At 37.1% G+C, this 24,944-nt stretch carries 20 protein-coding genes; 9 read left to right on the top strand and 11 right to left on the bottom strand.

Annotated elements, in window-relative coordinates; translation table 11 throughout:
- Positions 1 to 23: 23 nt before the first annotated feature.
- Genes truB through ACFQO1_RS09080 form a run of 5 tightly spaced genes read right to left on the bottom strand, consistent with a single transcriptional unit; the run spans position 24 to position 3,015 of the window.
- The gene (truB, locus tag ACFQO1_RS09100; protein WP_380217705.1) at positions 24 to 713 is read right to left on the bottom strand and encodes a tRNA pseudouridine(55) synthase TruB; all 690 of its coding nucleotides are present in this window, start codon (positions 711 to 713) and stop codon (positions 24 to 26) included.
- Complete coding sequence (locus tag ACFQO1_RS09095; RefSeq protein ID WP_380217704.1) at positions 713 to 1,510, bottom strand: undecaprenyl-diphosphate phosphatase; 798 nt, start codon at positions 1,508 to 1,510, stop codon at positions 713 to 715. The genes truB and ACFQO1_RS09095 overlap by 1 nt, the downstream gene beginning before the upstream one ends.
- A gap of 2 nt (positions 1,511 to 1,512) precedes the next feature.
- The gene (locus ACFQO1_RS09090; RefSeq protein WP_380217703.1) at positions 1,513 to 1,776 is read right to left on the bottom strand and encodes a DUF3098 domain-containing protein; all 264 of its coding nucleotides are present in this window, start codon (positions 1,774 to 1,776) and stop codon (positions 1,513 to 1,515) included.
- 11 nt (positions 1,777 to 1,787) lie between these two features.
- Positions 1,788 to 2,129, bottom strand: coding sequence for a hypothetical protein (locus tag ACFQO1_RS09085; RefSeq protein WP_380217701.1), 342 nt, complete (start codon positions 2,127 to 2,129; stop codon positions 1,788 to 1,790).
- Positions 2,130 to 2,136: 7 nt separating this feature from the next.
- Positions 2,137 to 3,015 carry a cell division protein FtsX gene (locus ACFQO1_RS09080; RefSeq protein WP_380217700.1) on the bottom strand — a complete coding sequence of 293 codons (879 nt, stop codon included), beginning with the start codon at positions 3,013 to 3,015 and terminating at the stop codon, positions 2,137 to 2,139.
- 213 nt (positions 3,016 to 3,228) lie between these two features.
- On the opposite strand from ACFQO1_RS09080, the gene ACFQO1_RS09075 reads away from it, so the two are divergent.
- From ACFQO1_RS09075 to ACFQO1_RS09065, 3 genes are all read left to right on the top strand, one after another.
- Positions 3,229 to 4,056, top strand: coding sequence for a UbiA family prenyltransferase (locus tag ACFQO1_RS09075; RefSeq protein WP_380217699.1), 828 nt, complete (start codon positions 3,229 to 3,231; stop codon positions 4,054 to 4,056).
- Between the two features lie 91 nt (positions 4,057 to 4,147).
- Positions 4,148 to 7,036, top strand: coding sequence for a leucine--tRNA ligase (gene leuS / locus ACFQO1_RS09070; protein WP_380217698.1), 2,889 nt, complete (start codon positions 4,148 to 4,150; stop codon positions 7,034 to 7,036).
- A gap of 72 nt (positions 7,037 to 7,108) precedes the next feature.
- On the top strand, positions 7,109 to 7,804 hold the full coding sequence (locus ACFQO1_RS09065; RefSeq protein ID WP_380217697.1) for a zinc metallopeptidase: 696 nt from the start codon (positions 7,109 to 7,111) through the stop codon (positions 7,802 to 7,804).
- A 67-nt stretch (positions 7,805 to 7,871) separates the two neighbouring features.
- On the opposite strand, the gene ACFQO1_RS09060 is transcribed toward ACFQO1_RS09065, so the two are convergent.
- Together ACFQO1_RS09060 and ACFQO1_RS09055 are read right to left on the bottom strand one after the other, a co-directional pair.
- A complete protein-coding gene (locus ACFQO1_RS09060; RefSeq protein ID WP_380217696.1) occupies positions 7,872 to 8,684 on the bottom strand; it encodes a M23 family metallopeptidase in 813 nt (270 codons plus the stop codon).
- Between the two features lie 43 nt (positions 8,685 to 8,727).
- Positions 8,728 to 10,098, bottom strand: a complete 1,371-nt coding sequence (locus ACFQO1_RS09055; protein ID WP_380217695.1) for a saccharopine dehydrogenase family protein — start codon at positions 10,096 to 10,098, stop codon at positions 8,728 to 8,730.
- A 67-nt stretch (positions 10,099 to 10,165) separates the two neighbouring features.
- Here ACFQO1_RS09055 and ACFQO1_RS09050 point away from each other — a divergent pair, with 67 nt between their 5' ends.
- Together ACFQO1_RS09050 and pckA are read left to right on the top strand one after the other, a co-directional pair.
- Entirely contained in the window at positions 10,166 to 10,567 is a 402-nt protein-coding gene (locus ACFQO1_RS09050) for a DUF423 domain-containing protein (protein WP_380217694.1), read from the top strand.
- Between the two features lie 65 nt (positions 10,568 to 10,632).
- Positions 10,633 to 12,228, top strand: coding sequence for a phosphoenolpyruvate carboxykinase (ATP) (gene pckA, locus ACFQO1_RS09045; RefSeq protein WP_380217693.1), 1,596 nt, complete (start codon positions 10,633 to 10,635; stop codon positions 12,226 to 12,228).
- On the opposite strand, the gene ACFQO1_RS09040 is transcribed toward pckA, so the two are convergent.
- Positions 12,229 to 12,678: a nucleoside deaminase gene (locus ACFQO1_RS09040; protein WP_380217692.1), complete on the bottom strand. Its 450-nt coding sequence runs from the start codon at positions 12,676 to 12,678 to the stop codon at positions 12,229 to 12,231. It lies immediately after the preceding gene.
- Between the two features lie 83 nt (positions 12,679 to 12,761).
- Between ACFQO1_RS09040 and dxs the strand changes: the two genes are divergently transcribed.
- A complete protein-coding gene (gene dxs / locus ACFQO1_RS09035) occupies positions 12,762 to 14,531 on the top strand; it encodes a 1-deoxy-D-xylulose-5-phosphate synthase (RefSeq protein ID WP_380217691.1) in 1,770 nt (589 codons plus the stop codon).
- Positions 14,532 to 14,577: 46 nt separating this feature from the next.
- Here dxs and ACFQO1_RS09030 read toward each other — a convergent pair whose 3' ends face one another.
- Together ACFQO1_RS09030 and dgt are read right to left on the bottom strand one after the other, a co-directional pair.
- The gene (locus tag ACFQO1_RS09030) at positions 14,578 to 17,190 is read right to left on the bottom strand and encodes a T9SS-dependent M36 family metallopeptidase (protein ID WP_380217690.1); all 2,613 of its coding nucleotides are present in this window, start codon (positions 17,188 to 17,190) and stop codon (positions 14,578 to 14,580) included.
- 113 nt (positions 17,191 to 17,303) lie between these two features.
- A complete protein-coding gene (gene dgt, locus ACFQO1_RS09025; protein ID WP_380217861.1) occupies positions 17,304 to 18,638 on the bottom strand; it encodes a dGTP triphosphohydrolase in 1,335 nt (444 codons plus the stop codon).
- A gap of 185 nt (positions 18,639 to 18,823) precedes the next feature.
- Between dgt and ACFQO1_RS09020 the strand changes: the two genes are divergently transcribed.
- Positions 18,824 to 21,598 (top strand): TonB-dependent receptor, encoded by a 2,775-nt coding sequence (locus ACFQO1_RS09020; protein WP_380217689.1) that lies wholly within the window; start codon positions 18,824 to 18,826, stop codon positions 21,596 to 21,598.
- Between the two features lie 50 nt (positions 21,599 to 21,648).
- Positions 21,649 to 22,857 (top strand): multidrug transporter, encoded by a 1,209-nt coding sequence (locus ACFQO1_RS09015; RefSeq protein WP_380217688.1) that lies wholly within the window; start codon positions 21,649 to 21,651, stop codon positions 22,855 to 22,857.
- 70 nt (positions 22,858 to 22,927) lie between these two features.
- On the opposite strand, the gene ACFQO1_RS09010 is transcribed toward ACFQO1_RS09015, so the two are convergent.
- Complete coding sequence (locus ACFQO1_RS09010) at positions 22,928 to 23,290, bottom strand: toxin-antitoxin system YwqK family antitoxin (RefSeq protein ID WP_380217687.1); 363 nt, start codon at positions 23,288 to 23,290, stop codon at positions 22,928 to 22,930.
- A 393-nt stretch (positions 23,291 to 23,683) separates the two neighbouring features.
- Here ACFQO1_RS09010 and ACFQO1_RS09005 point away from each other — a divergent pair, with 393 nt between their 5' ends.
- Positions 23,684 to 24,907, top strand: coding sequence for a porin (locus ACFQO1_RS09005; protein WP_380217686.1), 1,224 nt, complete (start codon positions 23,684 to 23,686; stop codon positions 24,905 to 24,907).
- Positions 24,908 to 24,944 lie beyond the last annotated feature (37 nt).

Genomic DNA, 24,944 nt, shown 5'->3' with positions numbered 1-24,944 from the left:
AAATCGAGCCAATTGTAGCTTTTTTAACGTGTTAACAGGTCTTCAAACGCAGCAACACTTATAGCGTCCTCTACATCAAAATCTCCAATTTTAGTACGTCTTAAAGCCGAAAGATGAGCTCCATTATCTAGTGCTTTCCCAAAATCGTGCGCTAAAGATCTGATGTAGGTTCCTTTACTACAAGCCACTCTAAAGGCAACATTTGGCATTTCAATATTTGTGATTTCAAAGGCCAAAATATGTACTTCCCGCTTTGGTATTGTCACTTCTTCGCCTGCTCTGGCATATTCATATAATCGTTTTCCTTCTTTCTTTAAGGCTGAAAAAACCGGAGGTTGTTGTAAAATATCTCCAATAAATTGATGAGTTGCTTCTTGTATCTGTGTTTCGGTGATCGCTGAAGTTTTAAAGGTAGCATCCACTTCCGTTTCCAAATCATAACTTGGTGTTGTAGCACCCAAGGTAATTGTTCCTGTGTACTCTTTATGTTGTGCTTGGTAGGTGTTGATCTGTTTGGTAAACTTTCCTGTACAAATAATAAGTAAGCCTGTCGCCAACGGATCTAAAGTGCCAGCATGACCAACTTTTATTTTTTTAATCCCATATTGCTTCTTAATTAAATACCGCAGTTTATTCACCACTTGAAAAGAAGTCCATCCCAACGGTTTGTCGATTAAAAGTACTTGTCCGTTTTTGTAATCTTCTCCAGTCATTACGATGAATATAATCCGAATCCTATGGCTGTCAACCCTACAATAACACAATACACTGCAAAATAGGAAAGCTTACTCTTCTTTACCAGCGTGATCATCCAGGTGCAGGCGATCAAGCCGCAGATAAAAGCTGCTGCAAAACCTAGTCCGAGTGAGATGAAATTAGTACTTTCTGTGGTAAGCTCGCCTCCTACAAGATCTTTGGCTATTTTTCCGAAGATCAACGGAATGACCATAAGAAAAGAAAAACGAGCCGCTTTTCCTTTATCATTTCCTAATAATACTGATGTTGATATGGTGGCACCACTTCTTGAAATACCTGGCAGCATTGCAATGGCCTGTGCAATTCCAATTACAAATGCATTGCTGTAAGAAACTGGCTTTTCGGTATTTTTTGCCTTATCTGCGAACCAAAGTAAAACTGCGGTTACTATAAGCATCGCGCCTACAAAGGCAATGTTTCCTCCAAAAAATGCTTCGAGTTGTTCTTCAAAAAGTAATCCGACAACCACGGCAGGCAGCATCGATATACTAATTTTTACAATAAACTTTGTCTCCTCATTCCATTGGAATTTAAAAAGATGTGTGATAATTTCGAGAATATCTTTTCTAAAAACCACGATGGTACTCAACGCAGTTGCAAAATGAAGCACTACTGTAAACAAAAGGCTTTCTTCTGGAACCGAAGTATCGCCTAAGATAGCTTTTCCTAATTCAAGATGACCGCTGGAAGAAACAGGTAAAAATTCGGTAAACCCTTGGATAATTCCAAGAACAATGGCTTCCCATGCGTCCATGTTTATTTGCCTTTAGTTGGATTCAATAAAATGGCATACACTTCTATTCCGAAGCCAATCAAAATAAGTGCAGGTGCTAAGCGAATACGTCGCCAGTTATAAATCTCGGGGTTAAACACATTTGGATCATCACTACCGCCACCCATCATTAAAATAAATCCAACCGCAATAAAAGCGATGCCAATCAACATAAACGTATAGTTCTTTTTTTCAAAAATGAAGGTTTCATTTTTTTTAGCTTCTTGTTTTCGTTTTTTCTCTCCCAAAATGTTAATATTTAATCTTCGAATGATTCTCTTTCCGAAGAAAATTCTGTAAAAATTATGTTATCACCTATTGCCAGCTGCGCAATATGCTCAGATGTTCCATAAAATAATCTAGGCAGGTGCAAGGTAACTTTTTTTCCTAAAACTATTGAATCTAAACCCGCTACAGTTAGTCCTCTCTCGGTACCACGGTTAATATAATAAAAATCTGTCCCTCCATCTTTAAAAACAATATCATAGGAGGAGGTCTCATAAATATCGGTAACTGTAATGTCAATGATATCGCATTCTTCTGGTTTTGGATCTTGTATGAGGCAGCTTTGCAAACTCACCATCACTGCCAATAAAAGCATTATTTTTTTAATAATACAATTCATCTGTTCTTAAATTCAGGAAGCGTTGCGTCGCAAAAAAAGTGCTTAACCAGGTAATAAAAAAGCCCATAAATAGCACAAAAACAAACAGAGCTCCTAATAAAACCTTGTCGTTTAATAGATATAGCTCTGGAAAACTTTTATCAACATAATATAATACTGCTGCCATTCCAATCATAGCGACTACGGCACCGATCAAACCCAATTTAATAGAATTCCATATAAAAGGTTTGCGAATAAAACGTTTGGTAGCTCCTACCATCTGCATGGTTTTTATGGTAAAACGCTTTGCATACACCGACAATCGTATTGAACTATTTATTAATAACACCGCAATAAATAAAAATAATCCAGCAACCACTAAAACCCAAAAACTGATCTTTTTTACATTATCTGTTAGCTGTTGAATAAGGGGTTTATCATATACTACATCATCTACAAAATCCTTGCTTTTTATTTCTGAAACAATCTCTTCTACCTTTTCAGGCGTGACAAACTCGGCTATCATACGTACATCGATACTATTTTGTAACGGGTTATCCCCTAGATACTCCATAAAATCTTCGCCAATCACAGCGCTGTGTTCTTCTGCCGCCTGTTCTTTACTTACATACTCGGCAGATTTGGTATAATCTGCAAGTGCCAGACTTTGCTTCAGTTGAGTAATCTCTACTTCTTTTGCTGAATCTTTCAGAAAAACAACAATAGGGATTTGCTCCTTAAAATAATCACCCACCCGCTTGCTATTCAGTACTAAAAGACCTAATAAACCTAATAAAAATAGTACCAATGAAATACTTATCACTACTGAAAAGTAAGACGATATCAATCTGCGTTTTTGATATTTTTCAAAAGATGTGGCCATAGGTACTAGTAGCGATTAATATTAATTTATGTGCTGTAAAAATACAATCATTTATGTAAACGCAAGTCAGTAAGATTATAGTATTTGTAGCATTCTCAATTTCAATCTTCATTTATGTGTTAATTTTGGGGATTCCTGTTAAATTTACACCTATCAAAATTATTTCAAGGCATCAAAAATATACTTCAGGATATAAAAATTTCCAGACCTGGATTGTGGTTTCCTACGGTATGGATCTATCTGGTTCCTTTTAAATTAGCTGCTAATTTCTGGTTCGAGCCTAACTTCTGGATTGGGTTGTTCTTTGTAATGTTTCCGCTAAATTATTTGGTTTACGGATTAAACGATTATAATGATGTTAAAGCAGATGCTGCCAATGCTCGTAAAGGAAACTTTTTATTTGGAGCTCAAGCCAGAAAATCTCAATTAGCTTCGGTGCCATTTAAAATTGGACTGGTATTGATTCCCTTCTTTATTTATTTTACCATCATTAGAGGTTGGGAAATGTTGATACTACTAATTTTTATGGTGGTTATAAATATCATCTACAATTTTCAACCTTTTAGACTAAAAGAAAAACCTCCTTTTGAAATCTGTATTCAGATTGGATATGTGTTTACGGCTTTTTTTAGTGTACTACTTAATGACCTAGAGATGATTCCGTGGCAAACCATTTTGTACCTGACGTTGTTTGCTTTTCAGGCACATATAGCAGGAGAGATTATGGACATCGAACCCGATATGGCTACCAAAAAGAAAACTACGGCTACGCTTATAGGTCGGAAAAATTCTAAATTTTTGATGTTGGGGTTCCTGCTAACCGAAGTATATATCCTTACCTTCTGGTTTCAGGATTATGTATTGGGTGGCTTTTTGGCACTTTTTTCACTCTGGCTAATGGTTGACGTTTTTATCTTTTTTAAAGGAAAACCGTACACCGTTCCGCAGATGAAACTCTTTGGAATTGCCATGAATATTTCTGCCTTACTCTCTATGTTATGGGCGCTCTATTCTGGCACGTTATTACATCCCAATTTTTAATCGATGACGGCTTTTACTTCCACATAGAAGTCTTAAATTTGCATTTTATTTTTAATCTAAACGGTTGTTCTTTTTTGAGATCCCCGTTTCCATGAGTATTTTAATGAGCAGCTATCACTATAACGATATTGAAAAAAAATGGCAAGAATATTGGGCTAAAAATCAGACATTCAAAGCCGAGAACCAAAGCGAAAAACCAAAATATTATGTGCTGGATATGTTCCCGTATCCGTCTGGCGCAGGATTACACGTTGGGCATCCGCTAGGCTATATTGCAAGTGATGTCTATGCTCGTTACAAACGTCACAAAGGCTTTAACGTACTACACCCTCAGGGATATGATAGCTTCGGATTGCCTGCAGAACAGTACGCAATCCAGACAGGGCAGCACCCTGCCGAAACCACCAAAGTAAATATTGAAGGCGGCGTCGATAAGGCTGGAAATAAGATTGAAGGCTATCGCAAACAGATGGATCGTATTGGATTTTCTTTTGACTGGAGTCGGGAGTTTCGTACTTCGGACCCAAGTTATTACAAATGGACGCAATGGATCTTTACTGAATTATTTAATTCGTGGTACGATAACGCTTCCGATAAAGCGAGACCTGTTTCAGAACTTGTTTCAATTTTTTCTTCGGAAGGAAATACAACTATAGATGCGGCTTGCGATTCTGATATTGAAGATTTTTCCGCAGCAGAATGGAATGGCTTTTCAGAAGAAAAAACACAAGAAATTTTACTCCAATACAGACTCACCTACTTAGCTGAAACGGAAGTGAACTGGTGCCCAGAACTTAAAACGGTTTTAGCAAACGATGAAATTGTCAACGGAGTTTCAGAACGTGGAGGACATCCTGTGGTACGCAAAAAAATGATGCAGTGGAGTATGCGAATTACTGCCTATGCGCAACGTTTATTAGATGATTTAGATACCATCGACTGGCCACAACCGTTGAAGGACTCCCAGACCAACTGGATTGGGAGATCAAAAGGAGCTTCGGTTACTTTTACTGTCATTCCAACAGAGCGAAGCGACGAGGAATCTCATAAAATTGAAGTCTTTACGACACGACCTGATACGATTTTTGGTGTTTCATTTATGACATTGGCACCAGAACATGAACTGGTGTCTAAAATAACCACCGATGCACAAAAAGACGACGTAGAAGCCTACGTTAAAGCGACGGCAAAACGAAGTGAACGTGAACGCATGGCAGATGTAAAAACGATCAGTGGCGTCTTTACCGGTGCGTTTGCAGAACATCCTTTTACAGGTGTCCCTGTGCCTATCTGGATTGGGGACTATGTATTAGCAGGCTACGGAACTGGTGCTGTGATGAGCGTACCTTGTGGGGATCAAAGGGATTACGATTTTGCAAAACATTTTGACATTGCCATTCCTAATATTTTTGAAGGAGTTGACATTTCTCAAGAAGCCTACGCCGACAAAGAAAATACGGTCATTACGAACAGTGATTTTCTCAACGGATTAGATTACAAAAAAGCGACCGAAAAAGCTATTAAATCCTTAGAAGAAAAAGGACAAGGCACTGGAAAGATCAATTACAGATTACGGGATGCGGTCTTTAGCAGACAACGCTATTGGGGAGAACCTTTTCCAGTCTATTATAAAAACGGAATGCCGCAAATGATCGACAAAAAGCATTTACCCATTGAGCTTCCTGAAATTGAAAAATACTTGCCTACCGAAACGGGCGAACCGCCTCTAGGTCGTGCCGATGTTTGGGCTTGGGATACGAATAAGTTTGCAGTAGTCAGTAATCACTTGATAGATAATGAAACTGTCTTTCCTTTAGAACTCAACACTATGCCAGGTTGGGCAGGCAGTAGTTGTTATATGTTCCGATATATGGATCCGCATAATACAGAAGAATTCGCAAGTAAAGAAGCCTTAGACTACTGGCAGAATGTTGATCTGTACTTAGGCGGAAGTGAACATGCGACGGGTCACTTATTATACAGCCGTTTTTGGACCAAGGCGATGTATGATTTAGGTCACTTACCTGTGAATGAACCTGTCAAGAAATTGATTAACCAAGGAATGATTTTGGGGGAGAGTGCTTTTGTGCATAGAATCGAAGGAGAAAATAAATTTGCTTCTGCTACTAAGGCTTCGGAATATGAAACTCAAGCAATTCATGCCGATGTTTCTTTAATTAACGCTTCAAACGAACTAGATATAGACGCTTTTAAAAACTGGCGCCCCGAATTTAAAGATGCTGAGTTTCTTACTGAAGAAGACGGTACTTTTAAAGTCTCCCGTGAAATCGAAAAAATGTCCAAATCCAAATACAATGTGGTCAATCCGGATGACATTTGTGATCGCTATGGCGCCGACACGCTACGTATGTATGAAATGTTTTTAGGTCCGTTAGAGCAGGCAAAACCATGGAGCACGGCAGGAATTAGTGGCGTGAATAGTTTCCTTCGAAAATTGTGGAAATTATACCACTCAGGTGCCGATGAAAATTTTGAAGTTTCCGAAGCAAGTCCTTCAAAAGATGCGCTAAAGATCTTACACAAAACGATTAAGAAAGTAGAAGAAGATATTGAAAATTTCAGTTTTAACACCTCGGTTTCCACTTTTATGATTGCCGTGAATGAACTCACTGCGTTAAAATGCAACAACCGTAAAATTCTGGAAGGATTAATCGTATTGATTTCGCCTTATGCGCCACACGTTGCCGAAGAGCTTTGGGAAAAATTAGGTCATATGCAAAGTATTTCGACAGCACCTTTTCCAAAGTTTGAGGAAAAACATTTGGTTGAAAGCAGTAAAGAATACCCTATTTCTTTTAACGGGAAAATGCGTTTTACCCTTGAGTTATCTTTAGATTTGTCTAAAGACGACATTGAGGCTGCCGTAATGGCACATGAGAAAACAGCACATTATTTGGAAGGTCGTACCCCTAAGAAAGTGATTGTTGTTCCAGGAAAGATCGTAAATATCGTTGGATAAAAATTTGCACGCTTTTTGCTATCTTTAAATAAGTAATTAATTTAAAAATCATCCGCTTTCGCGGAAATTAGTATGATAGGATATTATGTAATCGCAGGAATCATCTTTTTAGTAAGCATGTATGTAAGTAACAAGCTAAAAAGTAAATTCAAAAAATACTCTCAAGTTCGTTTACAAAACGGAATGAGCGGAAAGGAAATTGCAGAACGAATGCTGGCCGACAATGGTATTACCGATGTGCAGGTCATTTCTACCCCAGGTCAGTTGACCGACCATTACAACCCAAAGAATAAGACCGTAAACCTTAGCGAGCCTGTTTATGAACAGCGCAATGCAGCGGCTGCAGCGGTTGCCGCACACGAATGTGGTCATGCAGTTCAACATGCCACAGCCTATAGCTGGTTAAAAATGAGAAGTGCTATTGTCCCAGCAGTTGGGGTAAGTAGTAAGCTTTCTAATTTTATAATTATGGCTGGTTTGGTGATGTCTGTTAGCGGATTTTTAGGCACGATAGGAAATATCATATTCTTGATTGGTATCCTATTATTTGCTGTAACCACAGTTTTTGCCTTTATTACTTTACCTGTCGAATTTGATGCGAGTAATCGTGCATTGGCCTGGTTAGAAAAAGAAAATATGGTGACTCCGCAGGAACATGCTGGTGCAAAGGATGCGTTGAAATGGGCAGCGAGAACCTATGTGGTGGCAGCACTCGGATCATTAGCCACTTTATTATATTTCATTTCTATCTTTTTAGGAAGACGTTAGAAACCTTTTTAAAATAAAATTAAATAACCAGCCACAAGTTCAAGAATATAATTTATGAACTTGTGGCTTAGTGTTTTACGATGGCCCCTGTTTTCAAGTCCTTCCCTTTGATTCCATTTTCAAATTCAATCTCAATAGGTTCCATGACTCCTTTCGAATTTCTGAATGCATTAAAATGCAAATGCTCCTTGCTGGTAAAACCTGTCACACCACTTAAGCCTATAGGTTGACCTGCCACAACCTTATCATTTAATTGTACAAGAGATCCATTTTGTTTTAGGTGAACGTATTGTGTAAAGAAATGCATCTCGGGATGATACAACGTGATATAATTTGCATAATCACGCCATTTAAAATCGTTTCCACCTTCGCTATAGCCTTTTATCACGCCTACCACATAGCCATCTGCAACTGCAGAAATAGTATCTCCTTTTTTTAAGGTAAAATCTAATGCATACTTTGAATAGGGTTTATTATGAGAGAAAGAACCTTGGTACCCTTGCATGATTTTATAGGTTTTTCCCTTCGGAAAAGGTAATTTTACTGGCTTTAGTTTTAGTCTTGCTGTATCTGCAGTACTTACCGAAAATTTAAGTGCCAATTCTTCTTTGGTCTGTGTTACTGGAAACTTAAAAACAGTATCTGTTTTGGGTGGAATAAACAATGGAAAATGCTTTGTTACCCAGTTCTTTGCATTAGCTTTTTCTGTAGTAGCTCTTACCAGAAGTGGAGCAAATAAATGGTTATCCACTTGTAGGTAAGCAGAATCGTTTTCAACCGTATACTCAAAATCAACACTAAATTGCTTCAGTTTTTCTTTGGGTAAATTAGAGCAAGAAAAAAATACCCATAGAATACTTATAAGACAGAACTGTTTCAAAGGTTTGGAATTTTCAGCAGAAAATTACAAAAATAAACTCCTATTACCCAAATACATTATCGGGATTATACCCTAGATACGGGACTTCACTTTCGTTAAAAGTAATGCCGTAGTCTTCTAACTCTTTTAATATAGGCTCGTAGACTTCTTTGGTAATTGGAAGCTGAACGCCCGGATTTGTAATTTCTTCATTCAAGATTTTCAAAGCTGCAATCGCTACTGGAAGCCCAACGGTTTTAGCCATAGCTGTAAACGTCTGGTCATCACCTTTGATCACCATATTACTATCTATCTGGAGTTTCTTTCCCTTTAGCTCATATCCAAATTTATGGTACATCACAATCATATCTTTATCTTCTTTCTCGAGCGTCCATTTGTCTTCTAAAATCTTCTGAAGCGCCTGTGCAGGAGTTGCATCTTTAATTCCAATCTTTTTGTCAGGATTAAATATATCAAGCTCCAATAACTTCCCCCACATGAGATCATCCTGATCAATCTTTAAACTATGCCGTAATTTAAGTTCTACAGAATCGGTGGGTGAATACGGTAAAAATAGATTGACAAAGTTTCGGTAGGACAAGTTTTCAGAATCTGGAATGGTATACCCATCATCTGTCATGCCCAACTGCACAAACATATTCCACGCTTTGCTAAACCCTACCCGACGTATCGTTCCGCGGTATAAGGTCAACACATCTTCCAGTCCGTATACGCTTCGGTATTTAAGGGAATTTCTATTCGCGTACGCTTCAAACCTTCCGTGACCTTCAATATCCAAAAATTCTGTTCTACGGAATAATCTGTGGTAAGGAATATATTTATAGGTTCCTTCCTGAATAAATTCTGCTGCGCCTCCCTGTCCTGCCACGACAACGTTTCTTGGATTCCAGGTAAATTTATAATGCCACAAATTATCGTCACTTTCTGGAGCCACCAAACCACCTGTAAAACTTTCAAACAACAACATCTTTCCTCCTTTTTCACGAATACGATCAATCACCTGCATCGCACTCATATGATCTATCCCAGGATCCAGCCCTATTTCATTCATAAACACCAAACCCTTTGATTTCACCTTCGGGTCTAGCAACTGCATCTCGTCACTAATATAAGAGGCGGTCACCATATGCTTTCCAAATTCCAGACAATCTTTTGCTACTTCAATATGATACCTTGCTGGTAGCATTGAGATCACCAAGTCACTATTTTCAACAGCTTCACGGCGTTGCGAACTATTAAAAACATCCAGTAAGATTCCGCGCCCATTAGGGTGGTTACTTGTGAATTTTTGAGCATTCTGGATGTTTAAATCTCCTATAGTAATAAACAATTCTTCGGTTTCAGACTTGTCCAGTAAATACTGAATTAAACTGGTTGCCGAGCGTCCTGCTCCAATAATCAATATATTTCTCATTCTGTGTTTTGTATCTTTGTTCTTTGATTTTCTTCGGAAACGAAAGTACTAATACTTACCTTATTCTATGAAAAAACTAAACAAAAAAATTGTTGTTACCGCCAGCTTTTTAGCAGCCATTACAATCCTCCTTGGAGCCTTTGGCGCCCACGGATTAAAACAATTGGTTTCTACTGAAGCGATTACCACATTTGAAACTGGAGTGCGTTACCAGATGTATCATTGCCTTGCCTTATTAGTAATAGGCTTTGTGACTGTCATTCCAAAGAAATCCCTTTTATGGACGTTTCGTTTTTTTCTCTTCGGAATACTTCTTTTTTCAGGTTCCATCTATCTCCTAGCACTTAAAGACGTCCTTCCCTTTAATGTAGGATGGTTAGGTCCAATTACCCCAATTGGCGGATTGTTTTTTATCGTGGGCTGGATTCGATTGGCAATAGGGTTATTAACATTAAAACAGGATAATTAAGTTTTTTTAAGGTATTTTTCTTCATCCAATTTCTTATTTTTGTATCGCAACAATTAAAATTTAGTATGGTCCCTAATAACCAAACTCAAACGATTTCGTTAGAACAGTACGGAATTAAGAATGCCAAAACTCACTATCAACTTTCTTCAAAACAATTACATGCAGAAACCTTGTCTAAAAATCAAGGAACTGAAGCTAGCTCTGGTGCGCTTGCAGTAAATACCGGCGAGTTTACAGGACGCTCTCCCAAAGATCGTTTTATTGTAAAAGATGACGTGACTCGTGATTTGGTTTGGTGGGGAAATATCAACATTCCATTTCCAACCGATATGTTTGATGCCCTCTATACGAAAGTTGCAGATTATCTTTCAGAAAAAGAACTCTACGTTCGAGACAGCTATGCTTGTGCCGACGAAAATTATAAATTAAATATCCGTGTAATCAATGAGTATCCATGGTCAAACATGTTTGCCCATAATATGTTTTTGCGTCCAACCGAAGCAGAATTAGAGAATTTTACTCCAGAATGGACGATTTTAAATGCACCTGGATTTATGGCAGATCCTGAAGTTGACGGAACACGCCAACATAACTTCGCTATTCTCAATTTTACAAAAAAAATCGCTTTAATTGGCGGAACGGGATATACGGGAGAAATTAAAAAAGGAATTTTTTCTGCGCTTAACTTTATACTTCCCGTGTATAAAAATACAATGCCAATGCACTGTTCTGCCAATGTGGGAGACAACGGCGAAACAGCTATTTTCTTTGGACTTTCAGGCACGGGTAAAACAACCCTATCTGCAGATCCTAACCGAAGATTAATTGGAGACGACGAACATGGCTGGACCGCAGAAAATACGGTGTTTAACTTTGAAGGAGGCTGTTACGCGAAAGTGATCAATCTTTCCGAAGAAAACGAACCTGATATTTATCACGCAATTAAACCAGGAGCTATTCTGGAAAATGTAGTGATGAATGAGAATGGAGTGGTAGATTTTGAAGACACTTCAATCACGCAAAATACACGTGTTAGTTATCCTATTTACCATATTGACAATATTCAGGAGCCTTCGATTGGTGAGAATCCTAAAAATATATTTTTCTTGACCGCAGATGCGTTTGGTGTATTGCCTCCCATTTCAAAATTAACGCCAGGACAGGCTGCCTACCACTTTATTAGTGGGTATACGGCAAAAGTAGCTGGAACAGAAGAAGGTATTAACGAACCTACTCCTAATTTTTCAGCTTGTTTTGGAGCGCCATTTATGCCTTTGCATCCTACCAAATACGCTGAGATGCTTAGTGCAAAAATGAAAGCGGCCGGAGTCAATGTATGGTTAGTAAATACTGGATGGACTGGAGGACCTTATGGAGTGGGAAGCCGAATGAAGTTAAAATATACACGTGCCATGATCACAGCTGCCTTAGAAAATCAGTTGAACGATGTCCCCTACGAAAAACATCCTATTTTCGGGTTGCATGTACCACAATCATGTCCAAACGTCCCTTCAGAAATATTAAATCCGAAAGAAACTTGGAAAAATAAGAAAGCATATGAAATTCAGGCGAATGAACTTTCGGCTTCATTTAAAGAAAACTTTAAAAAGTTTGAAGAATTTGCCAATGACGAGATTATGGCAGGAGCTCCGAGTGTATGATTAGTTTAGATTTCTCTTTTCAATAAAAAAACGTTTTAGGAGTGCTGAAGCTTCTTCAGCAAGAACACCTCCTTTCATTTTAGTTTTAGGATGAAGCTTTGTGTTCATTGTAATACACCCACGTAGCTCATCTCTCGCTCCATACACAATATTAGAAATCTGACTCCAAAACAACGCGCCAGCACACATTTGGCAAGGTTCAATGGTAACGTATAATGTACAATCTATTAAATATTTTCCGCCCAAAGAATTTGCTGCAGCAGTAATTGCCTGCATTTCGGCATGAGCAGTCACATCGTTTAAAGTTTCGGTAAGATTGTGGGCTCTGGCTATAATCTGATTATTTACAACCACAATAGCACCAATAGGCACTTCTCCTTTTTCGTAAGCTGTTTCTGCCTCTTGTAAAGCACGCTTCATAAAATAAGCATCGTCGTAGGGTTTGATCATTTTTCAGTATTCAGATTTCAAAACTACAAAATAAGGTATTAATCAATTATCAATAACTGTATCTTTGTGTTGTGTCAAAATCAATGTTAGATACCATTACTTTTCCTAAAGATCTTCGGAAATTTTCACCGCAAGACTTACCACAACTTGCACAGGAGCTACGTGACTTTATTATCAATATTGTTGCGGTTAAGGAAGGACATCTGGGGGCCAGTCTGGGTGTTGTAGAATTGACCATTGCACTTCATTATGTATTTAATACGCCTGAAGATTTACTCGTCTGGGACGTGGGCCACCAAGCGTATGGACATAAAATCCTAACTGGCCGTAAAGAGATTTTTCATACCAACCGACAATTAAACGGGATTAGCGGCTTTCCAAAAAGAACAGAAAGCAATTTTGACACTTTTGGAACTGGACACAGCAGTACAGCTATTTCTGCTGCACTTGGAATGGCAATTGCGTCAAAATTAGCTGGCATTACTAATAAACAACACATTGCGGTAGTGGGTGATGCTTCAATTGCTAGTGGAATGGCTTTCGAAGCGCTGAACCATGCTGGTATGACAGCTACTAATTTGCTAGTTATCCTAAATGATAATGCTATTGGCATTGACCCGAGCGTGGGTGCTTTAAAAGAGTATTTAAGCAAAGTAACTTTAGACGGTGCTCCAGAAACAGATAATATCTTTGAAGCGCTTAATTTTAACTATTCGGGACCTGTAGATGGTCATGATTTGGAAATTTTACTGTCTGAATTAGAACGCTTAAAAAATGTTTCTGGCCCTAAGCTTCTGCATGTTATCACTACAAAAGGAAAAGGACTTCGCCAGGCAGAAGAAAATCAAGTCGCCTATCATGCCCCAGGGAAATTCAATGCACTTACCGGAGATTTACATCCCAAGAGTAAAGAAGTACTTCCTCCAAAATTTCAAGATGTTTTTGGAAAGACACTGGTTGAACTTGCCAGAAAAAACAAAAATATAATTGGTATTACCCCTGCCATGCCTTCGGGCAGTTCTCTTACTTATATGATGGATGCATTTCCAGAAAGAGCGTTTGATGTAGGAATTGCCGAACAACATGCTGTAACCTTTGCTGCCGGATTAGCAACTCAGGGATTGCATGTATTTTGCACGATTTATTCAACGTTTTTACAGCGAGCTTATGACCAGATAATTCATGATGTATGCCTTCAAAAAATTCCTGTTATTTTTTGTTTAGACAGAGCTGGTCTCGTGGGTGAAGACGGAGCAACGCATCATGGTATTTTTGACATCGCCTATTTAAGATGTATTCCAAATTTGATTGTTTGTGCGCCGCGAAATGAAGTTGAACTTCGGAATATCTTATATACTGCCCAAAAGGGGTTGGAACTTCCCATTGCCATTCGATATCCTCGAGGGAGAGGTACGCTTATAGATTGGCAGCAGGGTTTCACAGAGATTGAAATCGGAAAAGGAATAGAATTAAAAAAAGGAAATAAGGTGGCTGTACTTAGTTTTGGAACAATGGCAACCAATGTAGTTACAGCGATTGAACGCTTTACTGAAACTTCAGAAAAATTGGCCATTGGACATTATGATATGCGATTTACCAAACCATTGGACGAGGTATTATTGACCCAAATATTCAACACCTATTCAGAAATAATAACGGTGGAAGATGGAGTAAAAGCGGGTGGATTTGGCAGTAGTATTTTAGAGTTTGCTTCCGAAAAAAAATATCAAAATAAGGTTATTCTAATGGGTATCCCAGATACCTTTATAGAACACGGCACTACTGATGAGCTTCAGGAAATGTCAGGAATTTCTTCAGAAAATATCTACTTTCAGATCAAAAATGTATTATAAAAAAAGGGCTCCAATTGGAGCCCTTTTTAGTTGTCCTACAAAAAAATTATTCAATGATAATCTTAGCTGTATGTGTAAAGTTATCATTAGAAATTGTTAGTACATAGACACCTGAAGTTAAAGAACCAGCATTAATATTTACAGTATCCTGAATGCTCATATCATTTGAATAAACCTGTCTTCCGTTGATATCAAATATAGAAACATTTGCATCATCTAAAGCTACGATTGAGCTAATGTTGATATTTCCATTAGATGGGTTAGGATAAATTCTGAAGTTATTATCAAAATTATTTTCTGCAGTTCCTAGAGTACAATCTGGTCCTGTTGGCACATCGAATGCCTGCGTTCCATCACTTCTATCATTCACACTACCTTGATCTGCACTTGCTCCTAAACCACGTCGTGCAAAAGTTTCCCATATTAAGCATCGATTAGCGCCGCCATTAATTAATTCATCTGCTTGTAAAATAGCATCTCTACCATCTACAAATCCAGGACTACAGCCTTGTAATTTAAGACCATCCATAACAAGTTGCATTACGATATTATTACCTCCTGTTCCATTATATAAATCTTCATCAAAACCATATTGATCTACAAAAGCCCAGTTTAAATCCCATAACATTGTCGCCCATACATATCCCGTACGGTGAGGAGACTCATTGTTTGAGTACGTAGCAATTGTAGCATAGGTAGATGGGTTTACAGTAAAATCTGTACTATATCGAGTTGGTCTTATACCAGATCCCGTCGTAGTTTGATTCGTAACAAATGTTCCTATTCCTCTTGCATCGGTTCCATCTTGGCCAGGCTGAATTGTTATCATAAGTCCGAACCAGTCACTCCACCCTTCTCCCATTTGCTCAAGATTTTGAAGACATCCAGGATTAAATCTACCTCCAGTAAGTCGTGTAGAAATACCATGTCCATATTCATGAGCAATAATGCCATTATCAAGACTACCATCTTTTTGAAATGGACCATCTTCATTTAGAGAAACATTGATAGTCTCTCCATTTTCTAATGCAGCTATAATAGCCTCACCAGTATCCTGTGCTATCATTATTGATGGAATTGTAACTTGATTTCCTACATCACCAGGCCCCATTGGGCCGATTGGCCTATCATCTGTAACTACGATTGCTGCAATCGCTCCAGCATTTTCAACAGCCAACATTTTGACACCAAACTCACAAGTTCCTCTTCTAATTACGGCAATATTTCCAGCTAAAGCTGCTTCATTTGTAATATTGTCACAAGCATCATTAGGATCTGTTGAAGTACCCGCATCATCATCAAGTGACAAAGCAAGTGTACCAATTATAGGGTCACTAGCCATTGGCAGTGGAGCTCCAAAGCTTGCCGTAGTTGCCTCATAACTACCCGCAAGAGGCCCATTTGTTATGGTTAATGGTTCACTTGTTCCTGCTGGTGCCGTCCAAAGAAACATATTCATTCTACCATTTTGACCATCTCCAGGAGGGAAAAAGCTTGCATTATTTAAACCAGCACCGTCCTGAGCATCTGCAATCACAGAATCGCTTCCTGTACCTCCATTACCATAATTATTTTCCTGAAAATTTCCACTGGCTTCATCAAAACCATACTGGTACCATATGTCATGCATTATATTGTTCCAATAAAACAAATTAACTGTGGCTCCTTCAATATTATTACGCGGAGCTGTTTCTAAAATTTGAGGAAAGTCAAAATCCAAATCACTTCCTCCATCTGGTGCATCTCCGAATGTTGAACCATCTCCATCAAAATCTTCCTGTGCATACACATTATTTCCTCTAGTTATTGTAAACTCTGCTCCTGTAGCACCATTTGTATCATGCCATCCAAAAGGGGAAGCCACTGGGTCGGCAGGTTCAATAACTAATGAAGAAGAGCCGTGGATAGGACTTTCTACTGGTACGGGGAAAACCCTATATTGAGAACCATCTACCATCATAGTACTTTCTGTATTTTCTTGAGGAAAAAGAATACTAGGTATTTCCTTTTTATTAGCCGAATGTTGGTGTGGGGTTTCTCCAAAGTTACAAGAAAGAACTAGATCTCCCTGATGTATTAGTTCTCCAGAAATAGCATCAATTATAGCTAAATAATAATGACTTCCATCCTGAGTATAGATTCCAACTTCCCATGAAAGTGTTAGTTCAGAATCGTTTTTATGATAAATTAATCTTACAGGAATATTATCATTGGAAATTCCACCGTCATTAAAAACAAAAGAATTTGCATCTATGGTTTCTAGTACTTCTAATCCCTGAGGAGATTCCATTTCTAATGCTGAAGCAGCTCTTGAAACAGCAGTTGCTGCATTTAAAGATGGGGTCGTTCCACTTATTTTTCTTTGAAGATTATTTTCAAAAGAAAGACTAGCATTTACTACAACTCCATTCTTTAAAGCAAATGATGAACTTGTATTTGCAATTTCAACACCCTGAAACTTCTGAGAGACATGAACTACATCCAGCTTCATACTTTGAGAATATGCACTAGAAGATATTTTAATTTCCTGAACATCCTGCTCTTGTAAATTTAATTTGGAAGTATTGTTGTTTAAATATGCACTAATTGTAGACGAATAGTCTTGAGCACTTACGATTGCTGTAATCATAAATGTCACGAAGTAAATAATCTTTTTCATAAAAAGTAATTTTAATTTATAGGGGTTCAGATTTTCTAAAGAGTTGCTAAAAATATTACAAAGGGTTTGTTTTTTTATATAAATTTTAATTTTTAACATAAAAAAGACAGAAATTATACATTTCCTTTAATTTTTTGGAATATTTGCATTGCTTTTCCATCGGTTAAACGAGAAATATAAGTACAACATTCCAACATGTTTTGATAGACTGAATTTTCGGAAATAAGTATGTCTGTTTTTGCTAATACTAACTTGTCGTATTCTCGTTCTTCTCCTTTCATAATGTTTTCTACAGCAGTACTGTAAACATCGAGTAACGATTCTAAAATAGCGTACCCTGCAATTTCTTTTTCAATCACCTCATCGCTTTTATAGATTTTTTGAATACTTATTTTGAGAATATCTTTAATCTGAGCTTTGTAGTTGCTTTTTTTAAGTAATCCTTCGGAAAACTCACCTTTCAATATAACTTCTTCATTATCTATAAAGGTTTTTACTGCTTCGCCTATTAGCGTACTAATTGCGAGGGATCTTAAGTAAGCTAGCCTGTCTGATGATTTTGTAAGACTATTGTATTTTTCAGTTTTAATCGTATTTCTTACTAAATTAATCAAATATTCCAAAGCTATTTCTTCTTCTATAAGCCCTAAGTTTATTCCATCTTCAAAATCGATAATCGTATAACAAATATCATCTGCAGCTTCCACAAGAAAAGCCAATGGATGTCTGGAGTAGCTACAATTTTTTGCGTCTCCTCTTTTTAACAACTCAAGTTCTTTTGCAACTTCCTTAAAAAAGGAAGTGTCGGCCTGAAAAACTCCGTATTTCTTGTCTGCTATATGAGTGGTGGGTTTTTTAGGAAGAGACTCTTTTGGATATTTCATAAAAGCCCCTATAGTTGCATACGAAAGGCGCAATCCGCCTTCGACTCCGTTTTTTGTTTCGGTTAAAATTTTAAAGCCATTCGCATTTCCTTCAAAATCTACCAGATCCTGATATTCTTTTTCTGAAAGTAATTTCTTAAAACGTTTTCCATTTCCGTTAGCAAAATACGCTCCAATTGCTTTTTCACCACTATGACCAAAGGGCGGATTCCCAATATCATGTGCTAAAGAAGCGGCGGCAACGATAGCACCAAAATCATTAAAATGGTACCCATGAACGGATTTTAGATGAGGGTACTTTTCAAGAATTGCTTTTCCTACCGCTCTTCCCAATGACCTTCCAACTACCGAAACTTCCAAACTATGAGTAAGCCTAGTGTGAACGAAAGATGTTTTAGATAAAGGAATTACCTGAGTTTTATCCTGTAAGCTTCTAAAGGCTGAAGAAAATATGATACGATCATAATCTACTTCAAAACCTAGTCTCGTTTCATCCTGCTCTATACGTAATCGTTTGTTTGTGTCGCCTTGTCGTCGCAGCGACAATAGCGATTCCCATTGCATCATACCCTAATTTATTTTTTAGCAAGATAAGGTTAAGATTCTTCATTTTAAAGTCTGAAAAGAATTTTTGAGGGTTAACCTTTAGGTAACATATAGGTAACGCTATTATGATAATCAGTTAATCTCATGGTAACATCCAACCTAGCTATTTGAAGTTACTTTGCAGCAGAAATTTTAAACGACTAATGAAAACACTTTTTACCATTATATGTTTAGCTTTTGCCAGCATATCCGTTGCGCAAGAAACGGGTAGTATTGTAGGTAAACTTACTGATAAGGATTTTAATGATGAACCCTTGGCATTTGCAAATGTTATTATTAAGGGTACAACAAAAGGAGTTACTTCAGATTTTGATGGATTATATGCATTAGAAAATCTTGCTGTTGGAACCTATACTTTAGAATTTAGTTTTGTTGGGTATGAAACTGTTGAAATCCCTGATGTACTTGTTGAAGCAAACAAAGTAACTACTGTAAACGTCCCAATGGGAGTGAGTGCAGCAGCGTTAGATCAAGTAGTTATTACAACGACTACTAAAAGAGAAAGTGCAGTTGCCTTATTAATAGATCAGAAAAAAGCATCCACCATTAAACAAAGTATTGGAGCAGAACAGCTATCTGAGCAAGGAGTGAGTGATGCTGCGGGCGCAATTACAAAAATATCTGGTATTTCAAGACAGGAAGGAGGAAGTAATATCTATGTACGAGGTCTAGGGGATCGCTATTTAACTACTACCTATAATGGTTTGTCACTTCCCTCTAACAATATTGAAAGAAAAAATATTGACTTAGGTCTTTTTACCTCAGACATCATTCAATTTGTTACGGTAAGCAAGGCATACGACACTCAGTTTTATGGTGATTTTGCAGCAGGAAATGTTGATGTCGTCGCTAAAGATTATTCTGGAAAAGGTTTTTTAGACATTGAATTAGGGACAGGTTTTAATAGCAGAGCTATAGGCGAAGATTTTGTTAAGAGTGAAGGCACTAGTTATTTTGGATATTATAACAGATATGACAACAATCCTTTTGCAGTAGTATTATCACATGGAATTGACCCTGAAGATGCTGGAACTCCAATTAGAAGTATTGGTAGTATCTCTGGCGGAACATCATGGGATGTCTGGAATGAAGGAAAGCTAAGTGTATTTTTCACAGGTTCATTCGACAATAATTTTGAATACAGAGAAGGAACAGCAGTGGACTATACCACTGTCGAAAAAAAGAGGTTTCCCAATATTGAAGAATACGAATATTCTACAACGACAACAGGGATGGCCAATATTATATTAAGAGCCAGTAGTGACCACAAAGTAAGTTTTAATTCTTTATTTATTAATCGAGCTTCAGACCAAGTTGGCTATTTTGGAACCAAAGGCCTTGGGTCAAATCGTGATGCAATTTTAGATACAGATCGTGGATTTTTCCAACAAAATGTTCAGTTTGAACAAGACATGATTTTCGTAAATCAGATAATTGGAACTTCCAAAATTGATGAAAAAATTGAAGTTGATTGGGGTGTAGGTTATAATAAAGTTTTTGCGCGTCAACCAGATCGTAAGCGTGTAAGTATTGAACGATATGATCTTTTTTTAGATAACGACCCGACCACAAATGCATCGTTCTTTAATAATAATGATTATGATAACCAGCGCTATTTTCAAAACGTAGAAGAGGAAGAACTTAATAGCCGCTTAAATGTAGCCTATAAAGCAAGTGAAAAAGTAACGCTTAATTTTGGTTACCAAGGGCGAACTAAAGAGCGTTATTTTGAAAATATTCGGTATGGATATGACTTCATAGAACCCAATACTCCAGCTACAGATTTTAATAATTTTAATTCGGTATTTGATGTCTCAAACCTAGGTACCATATACAATACTAAAGTTATTAATGCTATACCAACCCTATCAAATACTAATAATCCTGGACTTCCTGAAAATACCTTTAAAGGAAATCTTGATGTCTATGCGGGATATATTAATGCTGTAATCAATGCGGGTGAAAAATGGACAATTGTTCCTGGATTAAGAGCAGAGTCCTTTAATCAAGAAATTGTATACGATGTCATTAATATTGTAGCTTCCGATCCAGGCTTCAGAAACTCTTACGAAAACTTTTATCTTCCTAGTTTAAGTATAAAATATGCATTAAATGAGGACCAAAATATTCGTTTGGCTGGAAGTAAAACTATTTCTAACCCTGAATTTAAAGAGGTTGCTCCTTATGTGTATGAAGATGTTACACAGCGTATAGGAGGGAATCCTGATCTCTTAAATGACCCTTCTTTTTCTGAAATTATTAATGTAGACCTAAAGTATGAGTGGTTTTTTGGAAGAGGTGAATTATTCTCCATTGCAGCTTTTGGAAAACAAATCAATGATCCAATAAACTTAGTTGTTGCCAATGATGTTACCGGGACGCAACGTTATTTCAGAACGGGTGATAAAGCAGAAGTAATAGGAGCTGAAGTCGAAGTAAGGAAAAATATACTTTATAATGATGATGAGGCACCAAAGCTATCAGCGGGACTAAATGTAACGGTAATGGAGACAAAACAAGACTTGAAAACCATCAACGGGACTTTTAGTACAACATTCGTAAGAGATGAAGATGAATTACAAGGAGCCTCACCGCTACTAATTAATGCAGACATTAATTATAGTCCTGTCTTTGGAAATTACAGACCTAATGTAAACCTAGTGTTCTCCTATTTCGCAGACCGTGTTGATGCTTTAGGATCTGGACAGTTGGGGAATATTGTCGAAAAGGCAGTTCCTACTTTAGATTTTATCTGGAGAAATAAAATAGGTGAAAATTTTGAACTTAATGCTAGCGCAAAAAACATATTAGACCCTAATATTGAAAGGGTTCGTGAAAACACTTCTGAAGGAGATGTCATTCTTTCTGGATATAAAAGAGGTATCAATGCTTCTTTACAATTAAAGTATATTTTTTAATCTGAATACTAAACTGAAAAACAAACAATTAATTAATACGTAAACTAAAAATGAAGACTACTAAAATTTTAATGAGCTTCGCTATCCTGGCAATTTTATTTGCTTCGTGTGAGGCAGACGACACTGCAGAAATTGTAATTAACAATATTGATAACAGTATAGATAATAGTACAAACACTACAGGCGGAGGTAATAACGACTCAACGTCTCCAATTACTATTGGAGGAATCCAAACTACAGATTTAACTTTGGACGGAACAAGAAATTATTTTCTGAATGAGGCATTAATTATGACCGAAGGAACCACATTGACAATCCCAGCTGGAACAGTAATTAGAGCTGCCTCTGGGGCAAATGTATACATTGCAATTTCTCAAGGAGCGAGAATCGAAGCAAATGGTACCGCAAACAATCCCATTATTATGACATCTAATGCCACAACCCAAAACGCGGGTGACTGGGGGGGTCTAATTTTATTGGGAAGGGCTCCTATTAATTCTGTAACTGGAGGTGACGCGACATCTACTTCAGAAATTGGACAACTTCCTTATGGTGGGTCTATATCAGATGACGACTCAGGAGTTATACGCTATGTGCGTGTCGAATATTCTGGTGGAGCTGCAGATGGACAAACCGAAAATAACGGTCTTTCTTTCTACGGAGTTGGAAATGGCACTCTTGTAGAGTATGTTCAAGCGTTTGAAGGCAAAGATGACGGATTCGAATTTTTTGGAGGAACTGTAAATGCACGTTTTCTTGCTGTAAGTGGATCACAAGATGATTCTATTGACTGGACTGAAGGATATAGTGGAAATTTAACAGACGTATATATTGTTCACGGAGTGGAGCATGATAAAGGATTTGAATGTGATGGCTTTAACACTGACATTGGAAATAACTCTGACCCTTTATTCTTTTCTAACCCAACAGTAACAAACGTTACTATCATTGGTAGAGGATCTGCAACTGGAAATGAAGCCATTCGTTTAAGAGCTGGAACTCAAGGCCTTTTTAACAATGTATTGATCCAAGGATTTGAAGAAGGGTTTGATCTTGATGGGGATATGGGTGATAGCCCTACAGGACAATGGGTTCTTGACGGTACTCTTGCTGTTTCTGGGGTTACATTTACAGATGTGATCACAAAAGTTAAAAATGATACTGAGTTTACATTTAGTGATGCTGATTTTATTTCTGGCGATGGAAATGGGACTGGTACAGATTTCGTCACATGGGGTGCTGGATGGGCTCGCAATTAAGTTTCTTGAATTAGCTATATAAAAAAATCCCGCAAATTGCGGGATTTTTTTATATGTCTCAATTTTTTAATTATCTGTTAGACACTACACGGACATCTTTAACTTCATAAGTACTTACTTTTGCTATTCTAGCATTACTATAAACCACTTCCTTAATTTCATTACCGTCAAAAAACTTCCATGTTCCAACTTTTAGACCTTTGTTATAATTTGCAACAGCAGTCTTATTACCCTGGGCATCATAACTTATCCATTCACCTTGCAGCTTATTAGCTAAAGTATAATATCCTGTTTGAGAAATTTCACCATTATCATGATATAGTGTCGCTTCAATTAAATTTCCTTTTTTCTCAAATGTGTCCTTAGGAGAATCTTGTGAAAAAACACTATTCACACAAAATACAATAGCAATTAAAATCAATACTTTTTTCATGACAGGGCAATATTATTATTAATAGTATCAAATATAAAAGATAATTTACTTTAAAACAACATTTAGATAACATTAAGTTTACATTAATTCCGTATTATATTATTTATCAGTTATTTAAATAATACGAAATATACTTGACAGTATATAATTATTAATGATTTATTAATCTTAAGGTGACAATAAAGGCACATTAACTCTATTTCTTTGTCATGTCGTAAGACAACTGCACTTTACTAAATAAATCATTTTAGTTTTTGTCAACTAGATTTATAGTGCAATGAGCTACTCCATATTGGGGTAGCTTTTTTTATACTGATAAACTTAACCTTTTAGAAACATTGAACTTGTAAAATAATCGGTTATTTGCAGCGACAAAAACTAAAATCGATTATAATGAAAACTCACCTTTTGGTGTTTTTGGCATGTATCCTATGCCTTCACGTAGTTCAATCACAAGAAACAACAGATATAAAATTTGGCAAAGGAATGCTCAATTTGGTTGCAAAAGACAGCTCTTGGAGTGTAAAATTCGCACCTAGAATTCAGTTTAGAGCTTCATCATCTTGGGCTCATGACGGAAATCAATATGGGAAACCAGAGCAGAATTTTTTAATACGAAGAGCTCGTCTAAAGTTTGATGGGTTTGCCTATTCTCCAAAGTTAAAATACAAAATTGAATTAGGACTTTCTAATCGCGATGTTTCAGGAGCCAATGAATTTAACAACAATACCCCTAGAATAATTTTGGATGCTGTTATTAAATGGAATTTCTATGAGAACTTTGAATTGTGGGCTGGTCAAACAAAATTACCAGGAAATGTAGAACGTGTTGTTTCTTCGGGAAACCTTCAGTTAATTGACAGATCTATATTAAATAGCAGATTTAATATCGACCGTGATATTGGGTTCCAAATACGACACCATACAATGTTTTCAGAAAAATTTATGATCCGAGAAAAATTTGCTGTTTCTCAGGGAGAAGGAAGGAATGTTACAACCGGAAATATAGGAGGCCACCAATACACTGGAAGGTTTGAAATGTTACCGTTTGGCGAATTTGAAGGTGGCGGCGATTATTCTCAAAGCGATCTTAAAAGAGAAAAAACTCCTAAACTAATGCTGGGTGTTACCTACGATTATAATCAGGATGCAGTGAAATCGAGAAGTAATCTAGGTTCCTATCTTGTAACGAGTGATGGTTTTTATGAAACAGACATTTCAACTATTTTTGTTGATGCCATGTTTAAATACAATGGATTTTCATTTATGGGAGAATATACCAACAGAGATGCAGACAATCCAATTGCAACTGAAACAAACGGAACTCCTGCACTAGACGAAGATGGAGTGCCAACAGGCGATGTAGTTTTAGTAGGGAATGGCTTAAACCTACAAGCAGGGTACTTATTTAAGTCTAACTATGAAATTGCTGGCCGATATACTACCCTTAGTTTTGAAGAAATTACAGGACAACGCAATCAAGAAGAGTACACTTTGGGACTTTCAAAATACATTGTAGGACATAAACTAAAAGTTCAAAGTGATTTTACATACGCAACCAGGGGTGGACAAAAAAATGGACTAGAATTTAGAGTGGGGTTTGATCTTCACTTTTAATATTAAAACATAACAATTTGGTAACAAATATTCGTCA

Origin of the sequence: Jejudonia soesokkakensis, from assembly GCF_042664795.1 — a bacterium.
In the GTDB taxonomy this organism is placed as follows: domain Bacteria; phylum Bacteroidota; class Bacteroidia; order Flavobacteriales; family Flavobacteriaceae; genus Jejudonia; species Jejudonia soesokkakensis.
Note: the sequence above shows the minus strand (reverse complement) of the source record. Positions and strands in the feature narration are given on the sequence as shown.

Excerpts from the sequence above, each read along its gene's own strand:
- truB (WP_380217705.1), bottom strand. The coding sequence starts at position 713 with ATGACTGGAGAAGATTACAAAAACGGACAAGTACTTTTAATCGACAAA.
- ACFQO1_RS09095 (WP_380217704.1), bottom strand. The coding sequence starts at position 1,510 with ATGGACGCATGGGAAGCCATTGTTCTTGGAATTATCCAAGGGTTTACC.
- ACFQO1_RS09085 (WP_380217701.1), bottom strand. The coding sequence starts at position 2,129 with ATGCTTTTATTGGCAGTGATGGTGAGTTTGCAAAGCTGCCTCATACAA.
- ACFQO1_RS09080 (WP_380217700.1), bottom strand. The coding sequence starts at position 3,015 with ATGGCCACATCTTTTGAAAAATATCAAAAACGCAGATTGATATCGTCT.
- leuS (WP_380217698.1), top strand. The coding sequence starts at position 4,148 with ATGAGTATTTTAATGAGCAGCTATCACTATAACGATATTGAAAAAAAA.
- ACFQO1_RS09065 (WP_380217697.1), top strand. The coding sequence starts at position 7,109 with ATGATAGGATATTATGTAATCGCAGGAATCATCTTTTTAGTAAGCATG.
- ACFQO1_RS09055 (WP_380217695.1), bottom strand. The coding sequence starts at position 10,098 with ATGAGAAATATATTGATTATTGGAGCAGGACGCTCGGCAACCAGTTTA.
- ACFQO1_RS09050 (WP_380217694.1), top strand. The coding sequence starts at position 10,166 with ATGAAAAAACTAAACAAAAAAATTGTTGTTACCGCCAGCTTTTTAGCA.
- pckA (WP_380217693.1), top strand. The coding sequence starts at position 10,633 with ATGGTCCCTAATAACCAAACTCAAACGATTTCGTTAGAACAGTACGGA.
- ACFQO1_RS09040 (WP_380217692.1), bottom strand. The coding sequence starts at position 12,678 with ATGATCAAACCCTACGACGATGCTTATTTTATGAAGCGTGCTTTACAA.
- dxs (WP_380217691.1), top strand. The coding sequence starts at position 12,762 with ATGTTAGATACCATTACTTTTCCTAAAGATCTTCGGAAATTTTCACCG.
- ACFQO1_RS09030 (WP_380217690.1), bottom strand. The coding sequence starts at position 17,190 with ATGAAAAAGATTATTTACTTCGTGACATTTATGATTACAGCAATCGTA.
- dgt (WP_380217861.1), bottom strand. The coding sequence starts at position 18,638 with ATGCAATGGGAATCGCTATTGTCGCTGCGACGACAAGGCGACACAAAC.
- ACFQO1_RS09020 (WP_380217689.1), top strand. The coding sequence starts at position 18,824 with ATGAAAACACTTTTTACCATTATATGTTTAGCTTTTGCCAGCATATCC.
- ACFQO1_RS09015 (WP_380217688.1), top strand. The coding sequence starts at position 21,649 with ATGAAGACTACTAAAATTTTAATGAGCTTCGCTATCCTGGCAATTTTA.
- ACFQO1_RS09010 (WP_380217687.1), bottom strand. The coding sequence starts at position 23,290 with ATGAAAAAAGTATTGATTTTAATTGCTATTGTATTTTGTGTGAATAGT.
- ACFQO1_RS09005 (WP_380217686.1), top strand. The coding sequence starts at position 23,684 with ATGAAAACTCACCTTTTGGTGTTTTTGGCATGTATCCTATGCCTTCAC.